20 protein-coding genes are annotated in these 18,841 nt (G+C 58.8%); 11 read left to right on the top strand and 9 right to left on the bottom strand.

Features of this window, described 5'->3' with window-relative positions:
* Positions 1-53 precede the first annotated feature (53 nt).
* The 9 genes from nfsA (at position 54) to rlmC (ending at position 8,600) form a co-directional block, all read left to right on the top strand.
* Positions 54-776, top strand: a complete 723-nt coding sequence (gene nfsA / locus ACUW6V_RS05980) for an oxygen-insensitive NADPH nitroreductase (protein ID WP_007848889.1) — start codon at positions 54-56, stop codon at positions 774-776.
* 77 nt (positions 777-853) lie between these two features.
* Positions 854-1,756 (top strand): 30S ribosomal protein S6--L-glutamate ligase, encoded by a 903-nt coding sequence (rimK, locus tag ACUW6V_RS05985; protein ID WP_004385779.1) that lies wholly within the window; start codon positions 854-856, stop codon positions 1,754-1,756.
* An 80-nt stretch (positions 1,757-1,836) separates the two neighbouring features.
* Positions 1,837-2,316: a type III secretion system chaperone family protein gene (locus tag ACUW6V_RS05990; protein WP_004385778.1), complete on the top strand. Its 480-nt coding sequence runs from the start codon at positions 1,837-1,839 to the stop codon at positions 2,314-2,316.
* Between the two features lie 358 nt (positions 2,317-2,674).
* Entirely contained in the window at positions 2,675-3,787 is a 1,113-nt protein-coding gene (gene potF, locus ACUW6V_RS05995) for a spermidine/putrescine ABC transporter substrate-binding protein PotF (RefSeq protein WP_007707336.1), read from the top strand.
* A 139-nt stretch (positions 3,788-3,926) separates the two neighbouring features.
* Positions 3,927-5,060 (top strand): putrescine ABC transporter ATP-binding subunit PotG, encoded by a 1,134-nt coding sequence (potG, locus tag ACUW6V_RS06000; RefSeq protein ID WP_004385776.1) that lies wholly within the window; start codon positions 3,927-3,929, stop codon positions 5,058-5,060.
* A 10-nt stretch (positions 5,061-5,070) separates the two neighbouring features.
* Entirely contained in the window at positions 5,071-6,030 is a 960-nt protein-coding gene (potH, locus tag ACUW6V_RS06005; protein ID WP_012125240.1) for a putrescine ABC transporter permease PotH, read from the top strand.
* On the top strand, positions 6,027-6,872 hold the full coding sequence (gene potI, locus ACUW6V_RS06010) for a putrescine ABC transporter permease PotI (protein WP_063264847.1): 846 nt from the start codon (positions 6,027-6,029) through the stop codon (positions 6,870-6,872). The genes potH and potI overlap by 4 nt, the downstream gene beginning before the upstream one ends.
* A 113-nt stretch (positions 6,873-6,985) precedes the next feature.
* A complete protein-coding gene (locus ACUW6V_RS06015) occupies positions 6,986-7,420 on the top strand; it encodes a YbjO family protein (RefSeq protein WP_023899071.1) in 435 nt (144 codons plus the stop codon).
* A 52-nt stretch (positions 7,421-7,472) separates the two neighbouring features.
* Positions 7,473-8,600: a 23S rRNA (uracil(747)-C(5))-methyltransferase RlmC gene (rlmC, locus tag ACUW6V_RS06020; RefSeq protein WP_454038126.1), complete on the top strand. Its 1,128-nt coding sequence runs from the start codon at positions 7,473-7,475 to the stop codon at positions 8,598-8,600.
* 299 nt (positions 8,601-8,899) lie between these two features.
* Here the strand turns inward: rlmC and artJ are convergent, their stop codons facing one another.
* The 6 genes from artJ to ACUW6V_RS06050 all read right to left on the bottom strand — a co-directional run bounded on the left by artJ (position 8,900) and on the right by ACUW6V_RS06050 (position 13,549).
* Entirely contained in the window at positions 8,900-9,631 is a 732-nt protein-coding gene (gene artJ / locus ACUW6V_RS06025) for an arginine ABC transporter substrate-binding protein ArtJ (protein ID WP_007768693.1), read from the bottom strand.
* Positions 9,632-9,945: 314 nt separating this feature from the next.
* Positions 9,946-10,614 (bottom strand): arginine ABC transporter permease ArtM, encoded by a 669-nt coding sequence (gene artM / locus ACUW6V_RS06030; RefSeq protein ID WP_007792228.1) that lies wholly within the window; start codon positions 10,612-10,614, stop codon positions 9,946-9,948.
* Complete coding sequence (gene artQ, locus ACUW6V_RS06035; protein WP_007866396.1) at positions 10,614-11,330, bottom strand: arginine ABC transporter permease ArtQ; 717 nt, start codon at positions 11,328-11,330, stop codon at positions 10,614-10,616. The genes artM and artQ overlap by 1 nt, the downstream gene beginning before the upstream one ends.
* Positions 11,331-11,338: 8 nt before the next feature.
* Positions 11,339-12,070: an arginine ABC transporter substrate-binding protein ArtI gene (gene artI, locus ACUW6V_RS06040; protein ID WP_004388043.1), complete on the bottom strand. Its 732-nt coding sequence runs from the start codon at positions 12,068-12,070 to the stop codon at positions 11,339-11,341.
* Between the two features lie 20 nt (positions 12,071-12,090).
* The gene (gene artP, locus ACUW6V_RS06045; RefSeq protein WP_004388042.1) at positions 12,091-12,819 is read right to left on the bottom strand and encodes an arginine ABC transporter ATP-binding protein ArtP; all 729 of its coding nucleotides are present in this window, start codon (positions 12,817-12,819) and stop codon (positions 12,091-12,093) included.
* A 202-nt stretch (positions 12,820-13,021) separates the two neighbouring features.
* Positions 13,022-13,549 carry a lipoprotein gene (locus ACUW6V_RS06050; protein WP_007866400.1) on the bottom strand — a complete coding sequence of 176 codons (528 nt, stop codon included), beginning with the start codon at positions 13,547-13,549 and terminating at the stop codon, positions 13,022-13,024.
* 128 nt (positions 13,550-13,677) lie between these two features.
* Here ACUW6V_RS06050 and ACUW6V_RS06055 point away from each other — a divergent pair, with 128 nt between their 5' ends.
* Both ACUW6V_RS06055 and ACUW6V_RS06060 read left to right on the top strand, forming a co-directional pair.
* A complete protein-coding gene (locus ACUW6V_RS06055) occupies positions 13,678-14,001 on the top strand; it encodes a heavy metal-binding domain-containing protein (RefSeq protein WP_004386731.1) in 324 nt (107 codons plus the stop codon).
* On the top strand, positions 13,998-14,828 hold the full coding sequence (locus ACUW6V_RS06060; RefSeq protein WP_014729229.1) for an N-acetylmuramoyl-L-alanine amidase: 831 nt from the start codon (positions 13,998-14,000) through the stop codon (positions 14,826-14,828). Before ACUW6V_RS06055 ends, ACUW6V_RS06060 begins: the two co-directional genes overlap by 4 nt.
* Positions 14,829-14,889: 61 nt before the next feature.
* On the opposite strand, the gene ACUW6V_RS06065 is transcribed toward ACUW6V_RS06060, so the two are convergent.
* From ACUW6V_RS06065 to poxB, 3 genes are all read right to left on the bottom strand, one after another.
* Entirely contained in the window at positions 14,890-15,906 is a 1,017-nt protein-coding gene (locus ACUW6V_RS06065) for an NAD-dependent epimerase/dehydratase family protein (RefSeq protein WP_004386729.1), read from the bottom strand.
* 129 nt (positions 15,907-16,035) lie between these two features.
* Positions 16,036-17,043, bottom strand: coding sequence for a low-specificity L-threonine aldolase (ltaE, locus tag ACUW6V_RS06070; RefSeq protein ID WP_454038127.1), 1,008 nt, complete (start codon positions 17,041-17,043; stop codon positions 16,036-16,038).
* A gap of 34 nt (positions 17,044-17,077) precedes the next feature.
* Positions 17,078-18,796, bottom strand: coding sequence for a ubiquinone-dependent pyruvate dehydrogenase (poxB, locus tag ACUW6V_RS06075; protein WP_454038128.1), 1,719 nt, complete (start codon positions 18,794-18,796; stop codon positions 17,078-17,080).
* Positions 18,797-18,841 lie beyond the last annotated feature (45 nt).

Here is an 18,841-nt window from a genome sequence, read left to right on the forward strand (position 1 = left end):
TTTTGGGCAAGCTTTCGCTTGCTTTTCAACACACCAGGAATAAGGAAAACGTGATGACGCCAACGATTGAGCTGCTTTGCTCGCACCGTTCCATTCGCCATTATACCGATGAGCCCATCAGCGACGCCCAGCGTGAAGCGATTATCCACGCGGCGCAGTCCGCCTCCAGCTCCAGTTTCCTGCAATGCAGCTCCATTATTCGTGTAACCGACCGCGCGATGCGTGAGCAACTGGTGACGCTGACCGGCGGCCAGCCGCACGTCGCGAAAGCGGCCGAGTTCTGGGTTTTCTGCGCCGATTTCAACCGCCATCTGCAAATCTGCCCGGATGCGCAACTGGGGCTGGCTGAACAGCTGCTGCTCGGCGTAGTAGATACCGCGATGCTCGGACAAAACGCGCTGGTCGCGGCGGAATCGCTTGGTCTCGGCGGGGTTTACATCGGCGGTATTCGTAACAGCATTGAAGCGGTCACAGAACTGCTGGGCCTGCCGAAACATGTGCTGCCGCTGTTTGGTCTGTGCCTCGGCTGGCCGGCGGACAATCCGCAGGTGAAACCGCGTATGCCTGCGGGCCTGATGGTGCACGAAAACCGCTACCAGCCGGTCGACCGTGAACTGCTTGCTGAATATGACGAAGAGATAGCCGACTACTATCTGCATCGCGACAGCAACGCCCGCCGCGACACCTGGAGCGATCAGATCCGCCGCACCATCATTAAAGAGAACCGCCCGTTTATTCTCGACTATCTGCATAAGCAGGGCTGGGCGACACGCTAAGCCTTTTTACACTCCCCCGCCCGCGCGGGGGCGTGTATGATAGGCCGGTTTTCACGACGTGTTCAGAGAGGTGCAGGGTGAAAATCGCCATTTTGTCCCGGGACGGTACGCTCTATTCTTGTAAACGCCTGCGCGAAGCCGCCACGCGGCGCGGCCATCAGGTGGAAATTCTCGATCCGCTTTCCTGTTATATGACCATCAACCCTGCGGCGTCCTGCGTGCATTATAAAGGCCGTCAGCTGCCGCATTTCGATGCGGTGATCCCGCGCATTGGCTCCGCCATCACCTTTTACGGCACCGCCGCGCTGCGCCAGTTCGAAATGCTTGGCAGTTATCCGCTGAATGAATCGGTCGCCATTACCCGCGCGCGCGATAAGCTGCGCTCGCTGCAGCTGCTGGCGCGTCAGGGCATCGATTTGCCCATCACCGGCATCGCCCATTCGCCGGACGACACCAGCGATCTTATCGATATGGTGGGCGGCGCGCCGCTGGTGGTGAAACTGGTGGAAGGCACGCAGGGCATCGGCGTGGTGCTGGCCGAAACCCGCCAGGCGGCCGAAAGCGTGATTGACGCCTTTCGCGGGCTCAACGCCCATATCCTCGTGCAGGAATATATTAAAGAAGCCAGAGGGCGCGATATCCGCTGTCTGGTGGTGGGTGACCGCGTGGTTGCCGCTATTGAGCGCCAGGCGAAAGAGGGCGATTTCCGCTCGAATCTGCACCGCGGCGGTGTGGCACGTATTGCGGAGATTAGCGAGCGCGAGCGCGACATCGCGATTAAAGCCGCCGCCACGCTCGGGCTCGATGTCGCAGGCGTCGATATTCTGCGCGCCGACCGCGGCCCGCTGGTGATGGAAGTCAACGCCTCGCCGGGCCTGGAAGGCATTGAGAAAACCACCGGTATGGATATCGCCGGGCAGATGATCAGCTGGATCGAACGCCACGCGCGCCCAGACTACTGCCTCAAAACCGGTGGTTAACCCGGCATCATGGTATAACGCCCGTTTTTTGCGTAAGCTATCCGATTGACATGTTTGTTGACTAAGAGGCTACAGGTTTTATGGATTCACTCGTCGTCCCGACGCTGGACACCCTGCGCCGCTGGCTCGATAACCTCGGCGTAAGCTTTTTCGAGTGTGATACCTGCCAGGCGCTCCATCTTCCCCATATGCAGAATTTCGAAGGCGTATTCGACGCCAAGATAGATCTGGTGGACAACGTGGTGATGTTTTCCGCGATGGCGGAAATCAAGCCCTCGGCGCTGCTGACGGTCGCCGCCGATCTCTCAGCCATTAATGCCGGTTCGTTGACCTTAAAGGCTTTTCTCGATATTCAGGATGATAACCTGCCGAAGCTGGTCGTCTGTCAGACGCTGCTCGTGGAAATGGGCGTGACGGTGGCACAGTTCGAAGCGTTTTACCGCCAGAGCGAACAGCAGACCTCGATGGTGCTTATGGAAGCGCGCGCGCATCACCTGATTTATACCCCCGAAGAGGATGAAAAAGGGGAACCCGAAGTGAATAACCATTTTCTTCACTGATCCCGCCTGCTTTTAGCGCAGTCGCCACCAGGGCGGCTGCGTATTTCCCGTTTTTATCCTGTAAATAAACTGTTGCGATAGCATAAATCACCGCTCACATCGCTATTTTGGCTTATCACATAGACCAAATCTGGCTAAAAAATTGTTAAATGGCGTTTTTTATTCCGGGCTATAGCCTCGGGGTCAGGCTACAGTTATCCTTGCGAAGCTGCATACAGCGTGCAATGTCTGCCGGAGAGCCGCGCTCTTTTTTCTGTGCAGAATGACCATCTATGCATGAATCTTGCATATGTTTAATTGCGTAAATTTAGTTCGCGCCGACGCGAACTTTTACCCTTTATTCAGAAGGAAAACAGATATGTCCACCCAGAGTAAAAAATGGTTATCGGGTGTGGTTGCCGGTGCGTTGATGGCCGTTTCTGCGACGACCCTGGCGGCTGAACAGAAAACGCTGCATGTGTATAACTGGTCAGACTATATTGCCCCGGACACGATCGCGAATTTCACTAAAGAGACCGGCATTAAAGTCGTCTATGACGTGTTCGATTCCAACGAAGTGCTGGAAGGCAAACTGATGGCGGGCAGCACCGGTTTTGATCTCGTCGTACCGTCCGCAAGCTTCCTTGAGCGCCAGCTCACCGCCGGCGTGTTCCAGCCGCTTGATAAGAGCAAACTACCGAACTGGAAAAATCTCGATCCGGAAATCCTCAAGCTGGTGGCGAAGCACGACCCTGATAACAAATACGCGATGCCTTACCTGTGGGCGACCACCGGCATCGGCTATAACGTGGACAAAGTGAAAGCCGCGCTCGGCACCGATGCCCCGCTGAACAGCTGGGATCTGGTGCTGAAACCGGAAAATCTCGAAAAACTGAAAAGCTGCGGCGTCTCCTTCCTGGATGCCCCGGAAGAAATTTTCGCGACCGTGCTGAATTACCTCGGCAAAGATCCGAACAGCAGCAAAGCGGATGACTACAGCGGTGCGGCGACCGATCTGCTGCTGAAGCTGCGTCCGAATATTCGTTACTTCCACTCCTCCCAGTACATCAACGATCTGGCGAACGGCGACATCTGTGTGGCCATCGGCTGGGCGGGCGATGTGTGGCAGGCGGCGAACCGCGCGAAAGAGGCGAAGAACGGCGTCAACATCTCTTACACTATCCCGAAAGAGGGCGCGCTGGCGTTCTTTGATGTGTTCGCGATGCCGGCAGACGCCAAAAACAAAGACGAGGCGTATCAGTTCCTCAACTACCTGATGCGCCCGGACGTCATGGCGCACATCAGCGATCACGTCTACTACGCGAGCGGCAACAAAGCTTCCACGCCGCTGGTGAGCAAAGAGGTGCGCGACAATCCGGGTATCTATCCGCCGCCGGACGTGATGGCCAAACTCTTCACGCTCAAAGTGCAGGAGCCGAAGCTGGATCGCGTCAGAACCCGCGCCTGGACCAAAGTGAAAAGCGGTAAATAAGGCCGTTTTGCCGTAAATGGTGTGCATCGGGGCGGTGCAACTGCCCCATAACAGAACAGAGGACACGCGCCTCTGTTCTGCCATTTGTGCGGCAACCGGGCCGCACAGGTACTTTTGCTTTTTGCCGGAGAGCAATGTAGTGAACGACGCTATTCCCCGCCCACAGGCGAAACCCCGCAAGGCGCTGACCCCGCTGCTGGAAATCCGTAACCTGACCAAATCGTTCGACGGCCAGCACGCCGTCGATGACGTCAGCCTGACCATCTATAAAGGCGAAATTTTCGCGCTGCTCGGTGCCTCCGGGTGCGGAAAATCAACGCTTCTGCGTATGCTCGCGGGCTTTGAAATTCCCACCGCCGGGCAGATTGTGCTGGACGGCGTGGATCTCTCTCACGTGCCGCCGTACCAGCGCCCCATCAATATGATGTTCCAGTCTTACGCGCTCTTTCCGCATATGACGGTTGAGCAGAATATCGCTTTCGGCCTGAAACAGGACAAACTGCCGAAGGCGGAGATAGCAGGCCGCGTCGAAGAGATGCTCGGCCTGGTGCATATGCAGGAGTTCGCGAAGCGTAAGCCGCACCAGCTTTCCGGCGGCCAGCGGCAGCGCGTGGCGCTGGCCCGAAGCCTCGCCAAACGCCCGAAACTGCTGCTGCTCGACGAGCCGATGGGCGCGCTCGATAAAAAGCTGCGCGACCGCATGCAGCTTGAAGTCGTCGATATTCTTGAGCGCGTCGGCGTGACCTGCGTGATGGTGACGCACGATCAGGAAGAGGCGATGACCATGGCAGGCCGCATCGCCATCATGAATCGCGGCAAGTTTGTGCAAATCGGTGAGCCGGAAGAGATTTACGAGCATCCAACCACCCGCTACAGCGCGGAGTTTATCGGCTCGGTGAACGTCTTCGACGGGCTGCTGCGCGAGCGTCGCGACGACGGATTAATCATCGACGCGCCGGGGCTGGTGCATCCGCTGAAAGTGGATCCGGACGCCTCAGTGGTGGACGGCGTACCGGTTCACGTCGCGCTGCGCCCGGAGAAAGTAATGCTCTGCGACGAGCCGCCCGCCGATGGCTTTAACTTTGGCGTGGGTGAAGTGGTGCATATCGCCTATCTTGGCGATCTCTCTATCTACCACGTGCGGCTGCACAGCGGGCAGATGATCAGCGCGCAGTTGCAGAACGCGCACCGCTACCGCAAAGGCGCGCCCACCTGGGGTGACGAAGTCCGCCTGTGCTGGGACGCGGACAGCTGCGTTGTGCTGACGGTGTAAGGAGCGACAGATGAGCACTATTGAACGTCAAAGCGAGCCGCCGTCCGCCGCGCCCGGCGGTTTCCGGCTCTGGCTCGCGCGCCTGCAAATGGCGCATGGCCGTAAGCTTGTGGTCGCGCTGCCATATCTGTGGCTGATCCTGCTGTTTATGCTGCCGTTTTTGATCGTCTTCAAGATTAGCCTTGCAGAGATGGCGCGCGCGATCCCGCCGTATACCGATCTGGTGAGCTGGGCGGACGATCAATTATCGGTGACGCTGAATATCGGCAACTTCCTGCAACTGACCGACGATCCGCTCTATTTCGAGGCGTATTTGCAGTCGTTACAGGTGGCGGCTGTCTCCACGCTGTTCTGTCTGCTGCTCGGCTATCCGCTCGCCTGGGCGGTGGCGCACAGCAAGCCGTCGACGCGCAACATCCTGCTGCTGCTGGTGATCCTGCCATCGTGGACGTCGTTTCTTATCCGCGTTTACGCCTGGATGGGCATCCTTAAAGAGAACGGCGTGCTGAATAACGTGCTGTTGTGGCTCGGGGTTATCGATCAGCCGCTCACCATCCTGCACACCAATCTCGCGGTTTACATCGGGATTGTGTACGCGTATCTGCCGTTTATGGTGCTGCCAATCTACACCGCGCTGACCCGCATCGACTACTCGCTGGTCGAGGCGTCGCTCGATCTGGGCGCGCGTCCGCTGAAAACCTTCTTCAGCATCATCGTGCCGCTGACCAAAGGCGGGATTATCGCGGGCTCGATGCTGGTGTTTATCCCGGCGGTAGGGGAGTTCGTTATCCCGGAACTGCTCGGCGGGCCGGACAGCATCATGATAGGCCGCGTGCTCTGGCAGGAGTTCTTTAATAACCGCGACTGGCCGGTGGCCTCGGCGGTGGCGATCACCATGCTGGTGGTGCTGATTGTGCCCATCATGTGGTTCCACAAATACCAGAACAAAACGATGGGAGACCATGCATGAATAATCTGCCTGTGGTGCGCTCCCCGTGGCGCATTCTGATTTTGATTCTCGGTTTTACGTTTCTCTACGCGCCGATGCTGATGCTGGTGGTCTATTCGTTTAACAGTTCGAAACTGGTGACGGTGTGGGCGGGCTGGTCGACCCGCTGGTACGGCGAGCTGTTTCACGATTCGGCGATGATCAACGCCGTGGGGCTGAGCCTGACGATTGCCGCCTGCGCGGCGACGATGGCAGTGGTGCTGGGCACCATCGCGGCGGTGGTGATGGTGCGTTTCGGGCGCTTTCGCGGCTCGAACGGTTTCGCGTTTATGCTGACCGCGCCGCTGGTGATGCCGGATGTGATAACCGGGCTGTCGCTGCTGCTGCTTTTTGTGGCGCTCGGCCATGCGATCGGCTGGCCGTCCGATCGTGGGATGCTCACCATCTGGCTGGCGCACGTCACGTTCTGTACTGCGTACGTGTCGGTGGTGATAAGCTCGCGGCTGCGTGAACTGGACCGCTCGATAGAAGAGGCGGCGATGGATCTCGGGGCAACGCCGCTGAAAGTGTTTTTTGTCATAACACTGCCGATGATCATGCCTGCCGTGGTTTCCGGCTGGCTGCTCGCCTTTACGCTCTCGCTCGATGACCTTGTTATCGCAAGCTTTGTGTCGGGCCCGGGGGCCACGACGCTGCCGATGCTGGTCTTCTCCAGCGTTCGTATGGGCGTCAACCCGGAGATCAACGCGCTGGCGTCGATTATCCTTGGCGTGGTCGGCATTATCGGTCTGATCGCCTGGTTTTTTATGGCGCGGGCAGAAAAGCAGCGACTGCGCGATGTCCAGCGTGCAAGGCGTAGCTGAACCGCCTAAAATCTGCAATCATGTGCACCCGGCGCCGCGCACGACGCGGCGCTGTTTCACAGGGAAGGCGAGATTTGGACATTTTCAGCAAAGCGCGACAATCACACGCCCGAATGAACGCTCCTACGCTGGTACAGGTGGCGGCGATAGGCATTATTTCTACGCGCTGTCTGGATCTGCTGATGATTTTCAATCTGCTGGGCGTGCGCGGCGTGATGGATTTTATCCACCGCAGCGTACAGACCTGGAGCCTGACGCTGATTTTCTTCGCAAGCCTCGTTTTACTCTGTATCGAATTCCGCTGCGCGTTTGTGATCCTCAAGGGCCGCGCCTGGGGCCGCTGGGTCTTTCTGCTTACCCAGATTATCGCGACCGGCTATCTGTGGGCGGCCTCGCTCGGCTGGGGATACCCAGAGCTGTTCAGTATCGCAGGCGGCTCGCGGCGCGAAATTTTCCATTCGCTGGTGATGCAAAAGCTGCCGGATCTGCTGGTGCTGGCGCTGCTGTTTATTCCCGCCCGCAGCCGACGTTTTTTCCGGCTACAGTAACCCTGCGGCGTGATAGAATCGCCGGTCCGCGTTTTTCTTAAGGTTTTTAGCTATGCACTGCGCACTCTATGACGCCGGGCGCTGCCGCTCCTGTCAGTGGATTGAACAGCCCCTCGACACCCAACTTGCCGCCAAAATGACCGACCTGCGAACGCTGCTGGCAGGGCTGCCCGTGGGCGAGTGGGGCGCGCCGGTAAGCGGGCCGGAGCGGGCGTTTCGCAATAAAGCGAAAATGGTGGTGAGCGGGAGCGTGGAAAAACCGCTGCTCGGCATGCTGCATCGCGACGGCACGCCGGTGGATTTGACCGCATGCCCGCTCTATCCGGCGTCGTTTTATGCCGTGTTTGCGGCGCTGAAGCCCTTTATCGCCCGCGCGGGGCTGACGCCGTACAACGTCGCCCGCAAACGCGGCGAGCTGAAATATCTGTTGCTGACGCAAAGTACGCTCGACAGCGGGCTGATGCTGCGTTTTGTGCTGCGCTCGAAGGAGAAACTTGAGCAACTGCGCGCCACGCTGCCTGGGCTGCTGGCGGAATTGCCGCAGCTTAAGGTCGTGACCGCCAATATTCAGCCGGTGCATATGGCGATTATGGAAGGCGACGAGGAGATTTGGCTGACGCAACAGCAGGCGCTCGCGGAAAACTTCAACGGCGTGCCGCTGTGGATCCGTCCGCAGAGCTTTTTCCAGACCAACCCGACGGTCGCGAGCGCCCTGTACGCCACGGCGCGCGACTGGGTGCGCGCGCTGCCGGTGAATCATATGTGGGATCTGTTTTGCGGCGTCGGGGGCTTCGGGCTGCACTGCGCCACGCCGGAGATGACGCTGACCGGCATCGAAATCGCGCCGGAAGCGATTGCGAGCGCTCGCGCGTCGGCGCAGGCACTGGGGCTGCGCAACGTGCATTTTCAGGCGCTGGATTCGACCGATTTCGCGACCGGCCAGCAGGCGGTGCCTGACCTCGTTCTCGTGAACCCGCCGCGGCGCGGTATCGGCAAGGCGTTATGTGAATATCTGAGCCATATGGCCCCGCGCTATATTATCTATTCCAGCTGTAACGCGCAGACGATGGCGAAAGACATCGGCGAGTTGCCGGGTTATCGCATCGCGCGCGTGCAGCTGTTTGATATGTTTCCGCATACGGCGCATTACGAGGTGTTGACGCTGCTGGTGCGGGAGTAAACACCGTTTTTTTGAGTGGTGGGTGCGCTAACGCTTACCCACCCTACGCAAGATGGTAAGGCTTATTCGGGGTTGTAGGGCGGGTAAGCGAAGCGCACCCGCCAGAACGCAAAGGTGGGTGCGCTGACGCTTACCCACCCTACGCAAGATGATAAGGCTCATTGGGGTTGTAGGGCGGGTAAGCAAAGCGCACCCGCCGCCTGGGCCTGCATAACACCCGCCACTTATCTTCACATTATTTACGCGCCATATAAAAAATTAAGGCCCGCGTGGCGGGCCTTGAAAGGGCAAAACGATGTTTATTGCGGGAACCACTGGTCGCTGATTTTCTGATAAGTGCCATCGGCCTTAATGGCCGCCAGCGCGTCGTTAAGTTTTTTCAGCAGCGCAACGTTATCCGGGCGTACCGCAATGCCAAGGCCGGTGCCGAAATATTGCGGATCGGTGACTTTTTCCGTCGCGGTGCCAAGCTGCGGATTGTTCTTCAGCCATTCGTTCACCACGGCGGTATCGCCGAAGACGCCGTCGATACGGCCATTTTTCAGATCGATAATCGCGTTCTGGTAGCTGTCATACGCCACGGTTTTCACTTCCGGGTGTTTATCCTGGAGATATTTCTGGTGCGTGGTGCCGTTTTCCATGCCGATACGTTTGCCTTTCAGATCATCGAAAGATTTATACGCGCCTTTTTTGGCGATAACGATGGCAGAGTTGGCGTAATACGGCGCGGTAAAGGCGACCTGTTTTTGACGCTCCGGCGTGATATCCATGCCAGAGATAACGGCGTCATATTTTTTAAATTTCAGCGCCGGGATCAGGCTGTCGAACGCATGGTTGGTGAAGGTGCATTCCGCCTGCATTTGTTTGCATAACGCTTTGGCGAGATCGATGTCGAAACCGACGATCTGATTGCTGGCGTCGAGCGACTCAAAAGGTGGGTAGGTTGCCGAAGAACCGAAGCTGATTTTATCCGCTGCCGCGGCGTGGAATGCGACGCCAGCGAGCATGGCGGCCAGAATGATTTTTTTCATGCGTGAAGCTCCCGTCTGTCAATCTTGTTTTATGTCACCGTTTACCCGGCGTGTTAACACCATGCCATTATGTGAATTTATATGCAATAAAAACGTATAAGTATTTTATTTGGTTTGTGTAGGTGGGGGAGATGGCGGGTGCGCTGCGCTTACCCGCCCTACAAAAGAAGATTAGTTCGATTCAGGCTGGCGGGTGCGCTTCGCTTACCCGCCCTACAAAAGAAGATTAGTGCGATTCAGGTAGGGCGGGTAAGCGAAGCGCACCCGCCATAAAACAGAAAACCCTCTCCCACAAAGGGAGAGGGCAGAGAGAACTAACTGCGGCGCTCAAACGCCAGTGCGCGGCGCTCGATCAAACGCATCAGAAGCGTCAGCAGGCCGTTGACGATAAGATAAATCACGCCCGCCGCGCCAAACACCATCACATCATAGGTGCGGCCATACAGCAGTTGTCCGTAGCCCATCACTTCCATCAGCGTAATGGTGTACGCAAGCGACGTACTCTTGAACACCAGCACCACTTCGTTGGAATAAGACGACAGCGCGCGCTTAAACGCATATGGCAGCAGAATCGCCAGCGTATCTTTGCGGCTCATGCCCAGCGCCCCGCAGGACTGCCACTGACCCTCCGGGATCGCCCGGATAGCACCGTAAAAAAGCTGCGTGGTATACGCCGCTGAGTTCAGCGACAGCGCCACCAGCGCGCACAGCCACGGCTCGGAGAGCACATGCCACAGCCACGGATAATTCTGCAATGACGGGAACTGCCCCGGCCCGTAGTAAATCAGGAAGATCTGCACCAGCAGCGGCGTACCGGTAAACAGCGTAATGTAGCCGCGCACAATCCAGACCAGCACCGGCGTTTTCAGCGTCAGGATAATCGTGAAGATCACCGACAGCACCAGCGCTACGGCGATTGACGCCGCGGTGAGCGTCAGGCTGGTATGCAGCCCTTTTAACAGCTCCGGCAAGTAATCCAGCATCAGCCAGGCCTCCGCTCAAAGCGCGTGGCGCGCAGGTCGATACGCTTAAGGATGTACTGGCTTATCAGGGTGATCACCAGATAAATCGCCGCCGCGATAATGTACCAGGTAAACGGCTCCTGGGTGCGGGTGGCGATGCTTTTGGTTTGCAGCATCAAATCGTTCACGCTAATCAGCGACACCAGCGCGGTGTCTTTCAGCAGCACCAGCCACTGGTTGCCCAGCCCCGGCAGCGCGTGGCGCCACATCTGCGGCATCACGAGACGAAAGAAAATCGCCGATTTCGACAGGCCCAGCGCCTGGCCCGATTCCCACTGGCCGTGCGGCACCGCTTTCAGCGCGCCGCGCAGCGTCTGCGAGGCATAGGCGGAATAGAGCAGGGCGAGCGCAATCACGCCGCACAGGAACGGGCTGACGTCGAAATTATCGATCTGCATTTGCACCGGAATGGACGTGAAACCAAGCGGGATCGTAAAGCCGTCCGAGAGGGTGAGCAGCAGTTGCGAGGAGCCGAAATAGATAAACAGCACCACCAGGATTTCCGGCAGGCCGCGCAGAAGGGTAACCAGCGCCGTGGCAAGCCAGCCGACCGGCCGCCACTTCGCCGATTCCAGTACGGCGAAGAGCATCGCCAGCACCAGCCCCAGGCCAAGCGCGCAAACGGCAAGGCCGACGGTCATCCCGGCGGCGCTTGCTAAAGGTAACATATCGTTCATTCAGGCGATTACTTCTGGAACCATTTGTCGTAGATGGCCTTGTAAGTGCCGTCTTTCTTCACTTTCTCCAGCGCAGTGTTGAATTTCTGCTGAAGTTCAGTGTTGCCCTGACGAACCGCGATGCCAAGGCCGGTGCCGAAGTAGTCTTTGTCCGTCACTTTATCGCCAACGGCGGCCAGTTTCGGGTTGGTTTTCAGCCACTCGGTCACAACGGCAGTGTCGCCGAACACGGCGTCGATACGACCGTTCTGCAGATCCAGGCGCGCGGTCTGGTAGCTGTCATACGGTACCGTAGTGATTTCCGGGTGTTTGTCGGTGATGTATTTCTGGTGAGTGGTGCCGTTCTGCACGCCCACGCGCTTGCCTTTCAGCTGTTCGATGCTGCTGTTTTTACCCTGTAAACCTACGAACAGTGCGGAGTTGTCGTAGTACGGCGTAGTAAACAGCACCTGTTTTTCGCGCTCAGGCGTGATATCCATGCCGGCCATGACCGCGTCCACACGCTTGAATTTCAGCGCCGGGATCAGGCTGTCGAACGCCTGGTTGGTGAAGGTGCAAGTCGCATCGATCTCTTTACACAGCGCATTGGCCAGATCGACGTCGAAACCGACGATTTTGTTGCCCGCATCCATGGACTCAAACGGAGGGTAAGAGGCTTCGGTTGCGAAACGAATAGTTTGTGCTGCGGCGGCGGAAAGGCTAACGCTTGCAAGAAGCGCGGCAATCAATACGTTTTTCATTGTCATTATTCCGGTCATCTTCAGTGGGAAAGATAGTTTTTAAACGCCTCGGTCGCAGGGGCGCTAAAGCAGCTCGCGTCGCCCTGCTCGATAATGTGTCCATTTTCCATATAGACTACCCGGCTGGCGGTTTTACGCGCCACTTCCACTTCATGCGTCACAATCACCTGCGTGATCCCGGTCTGGGAGAGCTCGCGGATGATGCTGACTATCTGCGCGGTGATTTCCGGGTCCAGCGCGGCCGTCGGTTCGTCGAACAGCAGCACCTGCGGCTCCATCATCAGCGCGCGCGCAATCGCCACGCGCTGCTGCTGACCACCGGAAAGGTGCAGCGGATAACGATCGACATACGGCGTCAGGCGCAGGCGTTCCAGCAGTTTATCGGCACGCTTACGCGCGGCCTCTTTGCTGAGCCCGAGCACCCGGCACGGGGCCTCGATAAGATTATCCAGCACCGTCAGGTGCGGCCACAGATTGTACTGCTGGAACACCATGCCGACGTTACGGCGCAGTTCGCGAATCGCTTTGTCGCCCGGCGCCTTCGCGAAATCAAACTGGTTGCCCGCAATGCTGAGCTGCCCGGAACGCGGCATCTCCAGCAAATTGAGTACCCGCAGCAGCGAGCTTTTACCCGCGCCGCTTGGGCCAAGCAACACCAGCGTTTCGCCCTCGGGGCAGCTGAGCGTGATGTCAAACAGCGCCTGATGCGCGCCGTAGAAGCAGTTTATGCCGTTTAGTTGAATACTCATGCGTAGCAGTTGAATAGCAATTGAGACCGCGAATAGTACCGTTGGCAGAATAGTTATGCAATATTAGTGCGTTAAAACTTAATATTCTCCACATTTACGGTACAAAACCAGCACGAAATAGCGGGGTGGGGGTGGGGCAAGAATAAATGTCGGCCAGATGGCGCTAAGCCAGACGGTTTATCGCACGCCACCCCCAGCGCGCTTAGCGACGCTCCAGCGACTGGCGCAGCGTGCCCGCTGGCGCGTGTACGGTGCCGCCCAGATAGCGCACATCGTCCACCGTCCAGCACTGGCCTTCGCGCACCATCAGCACTTCATCAAGCCATTTTGTCTCGCCGCGCTGCTGCTCGACACGCAGCGGAATATTGCGCGCGTCGGTGTTCGGGATACGCGAGGCGCTGGCGACGCGCACGCGCTCAGGCGTTTCGGTGCGGCTGGAGAACGGGTCGGTGCGCAAGAAGCCGTTACCGGCGTGGTTCTCGCGGTTCGATTTATCCAGCAGCTGATAGAGCGAATCGCTTAAATAGGGACGCAGAGACGTCAGGTTCGTCAGCCCCTGGCTGCGCTGTTCGATGCGATGCTGGTAGAACTGTTCCGCCACGGTATCAGGGCCGCCTTCCACACACGGACCGCTTCGCGAGCCGATATCCTTAAAGGCGGGCGTCACGGTCGTACAGGCGCTCAGCAGCAGGGCGCACGGAAGAGCCAGAGTCAGAACTGAATGGCGCATTTTTTATTTCCTTATTCCGGTAAGCAGGACTACGTTTCTTGTCACAGGACTTTTTTAGCATAGCGTATCGCGACCGAATTGCGTCTGGTATCGTCAGCTAACGCATTGATAGCCAAAAGGAGAGAACCATGCAGTTTTCCACCACCCCAACCCTGGAAGGACAAGTCATTGTTGAGTATTGCGGCGTCGTGACCGGCGAGGCGATCCTCGGCGCGAATATCTTTCGCGACTTCTTCGCGGGCATCCGCGACATCGTCGGCGGCCGCTCCGGCGCGTATGAAAAAGAGCTGCGCAAGGCGCGTGAAATCGCGTTTCGCGAGCTGGGCGACCAGGCGGCGTCGCTGGGGGCCGATGCGGTTGTCGGGATCGATATCGATTATGAAACCGTCGGCAAAGACGGCAGCATGCTGATGGTGAGCGTTTCCGGTACGGCGGTGAAAACCCGTCGATGAAGCTGCGTGGCTGGCCGCTGTTACTGGCGGCATTGCTCGCGGGCTGCGCGGGCGAAAAAGGGATTGTCGATCGCGGCGACTATAAAGTGGATACGCGCCGCGCGGCGCAGGCGGCGTATCCGCGCATCAAAGTGCTAGTTATTCACTACACCGCCGATGATTTTGACACCTCGCTTGCCACGCTGACCGACCGGCACGTCAGCTCGCACTATCTGATCCCGGCGAACCCGCCGCAAAAAGGCGGCAAACCGGTTATCTGGCAGCTGGTGCCGGAGCGCGAGCTGGCGTGGCATGCGGGCATCAGTTTCTGGCGCGGGGCCACGCGCCTGAACGACACCTCCGTGGGCATTGAGCTGGAAAACTACGGCTACCGGAAAATCGACGGTCAGAAGCAGTACTTCCCGTTCAGCCCGCCGCAGATAGCCGTGCTGAGCAAGCTTGCGCGCGACATCATTCAGCGCTACCAGATTGCCCCGCAAAACGTCGTGGCGCATGCGGATATCGCGCCGCAGCGTAAAGACGATCCGGGGCCGCTCTTTCCGTGGCAGGCGCTGGCGGCACAAGGGATCGGGGCATGGCCGGATGAATCGCGCGTGGCGTTTTATCTCGCCGGGCGTAACCCGTATACGCCGGTGGATGAAGCAACGCTGCTGGATCTGCTCGCACGCTACGGCTATGAAGTGACGCCGCAGATGAGCGAGGCGCAGCGCAAACGCGTGATTCAGGCGTTCCAGATGCACTTTCGTCCCGCGCGCTACGACGGCCTGCCGGACGCGCAAAGCGAAGCCATCGCCGAGGCGCTGCTGGAGAAATATGGCCAGGGGTGAGATTTCAGCGCCCGAAATGAAAAACGCCGCGCAATGCGGCGTTTTTTATCGGTGATGCGCGTTATCCGCGGTGCAGCGTGCCGTGGTCGCGTAGCCAGTACGCGGTGCGCTCGATGCCTTCATCCAGCGACACCACCGGCTTATAGCCGAGTTCATTTTCAGCGCGGCTGATATCCAGCGTGAAATCGAAGTTCAGCTTGGAGACGCCGTAATGCGTCAGCGCTGGCTCTTTATGGGAATGCTTGCCGAGCCGCTCCAGACTTCTCGCCATCATATCCAGCATCGGGTAGGGCACCGAGCGAATGCGGCACGACATCCCCAGTTCATCAATCAGCTTCTGCACAATGCTTTTCAGCGGGCGCGCTTCGCCGTTGGTGATGTTATAAGCGCGGCCTGACGGCAGGGCGTCGCAGGCGCTGCTGCTCGCAAGCCACATCGCATGAACCGCGTTTTCGTGATAGGTCATATCGACCATCGCCTCGCCGCCGCGCGGCAGCAACACGCTGCCATAGTGGCGCATCATCTGCACCAGGCGCGGGAAAAAGACTTTATCGTGCGGCCCGAACAGGCTTTGCGGACGCAGAATGGTAAAGCGCGTCTGCGGGTTCGCCTGCGCCAGCAGTTGAATGACCTCTTCGCTGGCGGCTTTGCTGCGTGCAAAGGCGTTAGCCAGCCGGTGCGGGCGAAAATCTTCGCGGATATCGCGATGGTGGTGGTAATCGAAATAGAGCGCGGGCGAGGAGATATGCACGAAATTGCGTACGCCCCAGGCGACGGCCCATTCGCCGAGGCGGCGGGTGGCGCGCACGTTCGCGAGATCGAACGCCTCCTGCGGGCCCCAGGGAGAGGTAAAGCTGGAACAGTGCCAGAGCGTATCGATACCGGCCAGCATCGCTTTCGCCTGCGACGAAACCAGCTCGGTTAAATCGGCGTGAATAAACTCCGCGCCCATTTTCTCAAGCAGTCTGCCCATCGCCTCGTTGCGCCCGGTGGCTCTGACCTGGACGCCCTGATGACGTAAATATTCGACCGCGTTTCGGCCTAAACCGCTGGTGGCGCCCGTGACCAGTACCTTCATATCGATCCACTGTGCTGTAACGTTTAGCCGCGCATTCTTCCGTGAAATCAGCGCTGATGCAATGGGAACAACGTAACAATGCGCTTTAGCGCAGCTGAATATTCCCCTCGCCGCAGCGCTGTAAACGCGTTATGCCGCCTGCTGTAAAAATTCCCGCCAGTACGCCACAACGGTTTCAAGCTGTTCGCGGTTGACATCCAGGTGCGTCACCAGACGCGTCACCGGCGCGGCGCTAATCAGCACATTGCGCGATTTCATAAACGCGCCCAGCGCGGCGACCTGCGCCTGTGGCACGCTGACAAACAGCATATTAGTGTCGTGACGGCGCACTTCTGCACCCGCGTCGCGCAGCGCCGCCGCAAGCCAGGCCGCGTTGTCGTGGTCCTCTTTCAGACGCGCGACGTTATGCTCCAGCGCATACAGGCCGGCTGCGGCGAGAATACCTGCCTGACGCATACCGCCGCCGGTCATTTTCCGCCAGCGTGTCGCGCGCTTAATATAGTCATGGCTGCCGACCAGCAGCGAGCCCACCGGCGCGCCAAGCCCTTTTGAGAGGCAGATCGTGAAGGTGTCGCAATACTGCGCGATCTCTTTCAGCTCGCAGCCATACGCCACCACCGCGTTAAAGATGCGCGCGCCATCCACGTGCAGCGCGAGACCGCGCTCGCGGGTGAAGTCCCACGCCTGCTGGAGATAGTCACGCGGCAGCACTTTGCCGTTATGGGTATTCTCCAGGCTCAGCAGACGGGTGCGGGCGAAATGAATGTCGTCGGGTTTGATTTTGGCCGCCACTTTGTCCACCGGCAGCGTACCGTCAACGTCGGCCTCAATCGGCTGCGGCTGAATGCTGCCGAGCACCGCCGCGCCGCCGGCTTCATACAGATAATTATGCGCGAGCTGGCCGACGATATACTCCTCGCCGCGCTCGCAGTGGCTCAGCAGCGCCACCAGGTTGGCCTGGGTGCCTGTTGGCAGAAACAGCGCCGCCTCTTTACCGCTTAAACGCGCGGCATAGTCCTGAAGCGCGTTGACGGTTGGGTCGTCGCCATAAACATCATCCCCGGTGGGGGCTGCCATCATGCGCTCCAGCATCGCTTTGCCGGTGCGCGTGACGGTATCGCTGCGTAAATCGATCACGGCATATCCTTTTCAGTGAACAGAAAAGACTCTTTTACCGGAACCAGTTGGTTTTCGCCAGATCGATAACCTCATCCCCGCGGCCGTTAATGATGGCGCGCAGCATATAGAGACTGAAGCCTTTGGCCTGCTCCATTTTGATTTGCGGCGGCATCGCCAGCTCTTCTTTGGCGACGCTAACATCCACCACCACCGGGCCGTCGGTGCTGAAGGCGCGCGAAAGGGCGTCGTCCAGTTCGCTCGCTTTCTCGACGCGAATGCCCGGAATGCCGCAGGCTTCGGCGATGCGCGCATAGTTGGTGGCGTGCAGATCGGTGCCGTCGGTCAGATAGCCGCCCGCTTTCATCTCCATCGCCACAAAGCCCAGCACGCTGTTATTAAAGACGATGACTTTCACCGGCAGATTTAGCTGCACCAGCGAGAGCAGATCGCCCATGAGCATACTGAAACCGCCGTCGCCGCACATCGCCACCACCTGACGCCCCGGTGCGCTCGCCTGAGCGCCTATCGCCTGCGGCATCGCGTTCGCCATCGAACCGTGGTTAAACGAACCGAGCAGGCGGCGTTGGCCGTTCATCTCCAGATAACGCGCGGCCCATACCGTCGGCGTGCCGACATCGCAGGTGAAAATGGCGTCCGGCGCGGCGAAATGGCTTATCTGGCGGGCCAGATATTGCGGATGCAGCGCTTTCTCGCTCGGCTGCGCCAGGTCATCCAGCCCCTTGCGCGCGTCGCGGTAATCTTCCAGCGCTTTATCCAGGAAGTGCCGGTCGGTTTTCTCTTCCAGCAGCGGCAGAAGGGCGGCGAGCGTCGCTTTCACATCGCCCACCAGCGCCATGTCCACTTTGCTGTGCGCGCCGATGCTGCCGGGGTTGATATCAATCTGAATGATTTTGGCGTGGGTGGGGTAGAACGCGCGGTAGGGGAAGCGGGTGCCGAGGAGGATCAGCGTGTCGGCGTTCATCATAGTGTGATAGCCGGACGAGAAGCCGATAAGCCCGGTCATACCCACGTCATACGGGTTGTCATACTCGACATGCTCTTTGCCGCGCAGGGCGTGGACGATGGGCGCTTTCAGCGTGCGGGCGAATTCCAGCAGCTCCTGATGCGCGCCCGCGCAGCCGCTGCCGCACATCAGCGCGATGTTATCGGAGTAGCGCAGCAGCTGGGCGAGTTTTTTGAGTTCGTCATGCGGCGGCACGATGACCGGCTGCGGCGCGTGATACCAGCCGGGGCTGGTCTCTTCCGGCGCAGGTTTCAGCGCCACGTCGCCAGGCAGAACAATCACCGAGACGCCGCGCTCCAGCACCGCTTTACGCAGCGCGATAGCCAACACCTGCGGGATCTGCTCCGGGCTTGAGACCAGCTCGCAATAGTGGCTGCATTCGCGAAACAGTTCCTGCGGGTGCGTCTCCTGGAAATAGCCGCTGCCGATTTCACTGGAGGGAATATGCGCGGCGATGGCCAGTACCGGCACGTTGTTGCGGTGGCAGTCAAACAGGCCGTTAATAAGGTGCAGGTTGCCAGGCCCGCAGGAGCCCGCGCAGACCGCCAGCTCGCCGGTCAGTTGCGCTTCGGCACCCGCCGCGAACGCCGCGACCTCTTCATGGCGGGTGGACATCCACTCGATAGTGCCCATGCGGTTTAAGCTGTCGCTGAGGCCATTGAGCGAATCACCCGTTACGCCCCAGATGCGTTTCACGCCCGCCTGTTCCAGAGTTTTGGCGATATATGACGCGACGGTCTGTTTCATGCTCCCTCCTTAGTGAAAAGTAGTGATAACGGTTACAAGCGTAGT

The organism is Cronobacter sp. 153480017-3 (genome assembly GCF_053627815.1).

Coding starts and splice junctions, on each gene's coding strand:
- nfsA (WP_007848889.1), top strand. CDS start 54: ATGACGCCAACGATTGAGCTGCTTTGCTCGCACCGTTCCATTCGCCAT.
- ACUW6V_RS05990 (WP_004385778.1), top strand. CDS start 1,837: ATGGATTCACTCGTCGTCCCGACGCTGGACACCCTGCGCCGCTGGCTC.
- potF (WP_007707336.1), top strand. CDS start 2,675: ATGTCCACCCAGAGTAAAAAATGGTTATCGGGTGTGGTTGCCGGTGCG.
- potH (WP_012125240.1), top strand. CDS start 5,071: ATGAGCACTATTGAACGTCAAAGCGAGCCGCCGTCCGCCGCGCCCGGC.
- potI (WP_063264847.1), top strand. CDS start 6,027: ATGAATAATCTGCCTGTGGTGCGCTCCCCGTGGCGCATTCTGATTTTG.
- ACUW6V_RS06015 (WP_023899071.1), top strand. CDS start 6,986: ATGAACGCTCCTACGCTGGTACAGGTGGCGGCGATAGGCATTATTTCT.
- rlmC (WP_454038126.1), top strand. CDS start 7,473: ATGCACTGCGCACTCTATGACGCCGGGCGCTGCCGCTCCTGTCAGTGG.
- artJ (WP_007768693.1), bottom strand. CDS start 9,631: ATGAAAAAAATCATTCTGGCCGCCATGCTCGCTGGCGTCGCATTCCAC.
- artM (WP_007792228.1), bottom strand. CDS start 10,614: ATGCTGGATTACTTGCCGGAGCTGTTAAAAGGGCTGCATACCAGCCTG.
- artQ (WP_007866396.1), bottom strand. CDS start 11,330: ATGAACGATATGTTACCTTTAGCAAGCGCCGCCGGGATGACCGTCGGC.
- artI (WP_004388043.1), bottom strand. CDS start 12,070: ATGAAAAACGTATTGATTGCCGCGCTTCTTGCAAGCGTTAGCCTTTCC.
- artP (WP_004388042.1), bottom strand. CDS start 12,819: ATGAGTATTCAACTAAACGGCATAAACTGCTTCTACGGCGCGCATCAG.
- ACUW6V_RS06050 (WP_007866400.1), bottom strand. CDS start 13,549: ATGCGCCATTCAGTTCTGACTCTGGCTCTTCCGTGCGCCCTGCTGCTG.
- ACUW6V_RS06055 (WP_004386731.1), top strand. CDS start 13,678: ATGCAGTTTTCCACCACCCCAACCCTGGAAGGACAAGTCATTGTTGAG.
- ACUW6V_RS06060 (WP_014729229.1), top strand. CDS start 13,998: ATGAAGCTGCGTGGCTGGCCGCTGTTACTGGCGGCATTGCTCGCGGGC.
- ACUW6V_RS06065 (WP_004386729.1), bottom strand. CDS start 15,906: ATGAAGGTACTGGTCACGGGCGCCACCAGCGGTTTAGGCCGAAACGCG.
- poxB (WP_454038128.1), bottom strand. CDS start 18,796: ATGAAACAGACCGTCGCGTCATATATCGCCAAAACTCTGGAACAGGCG.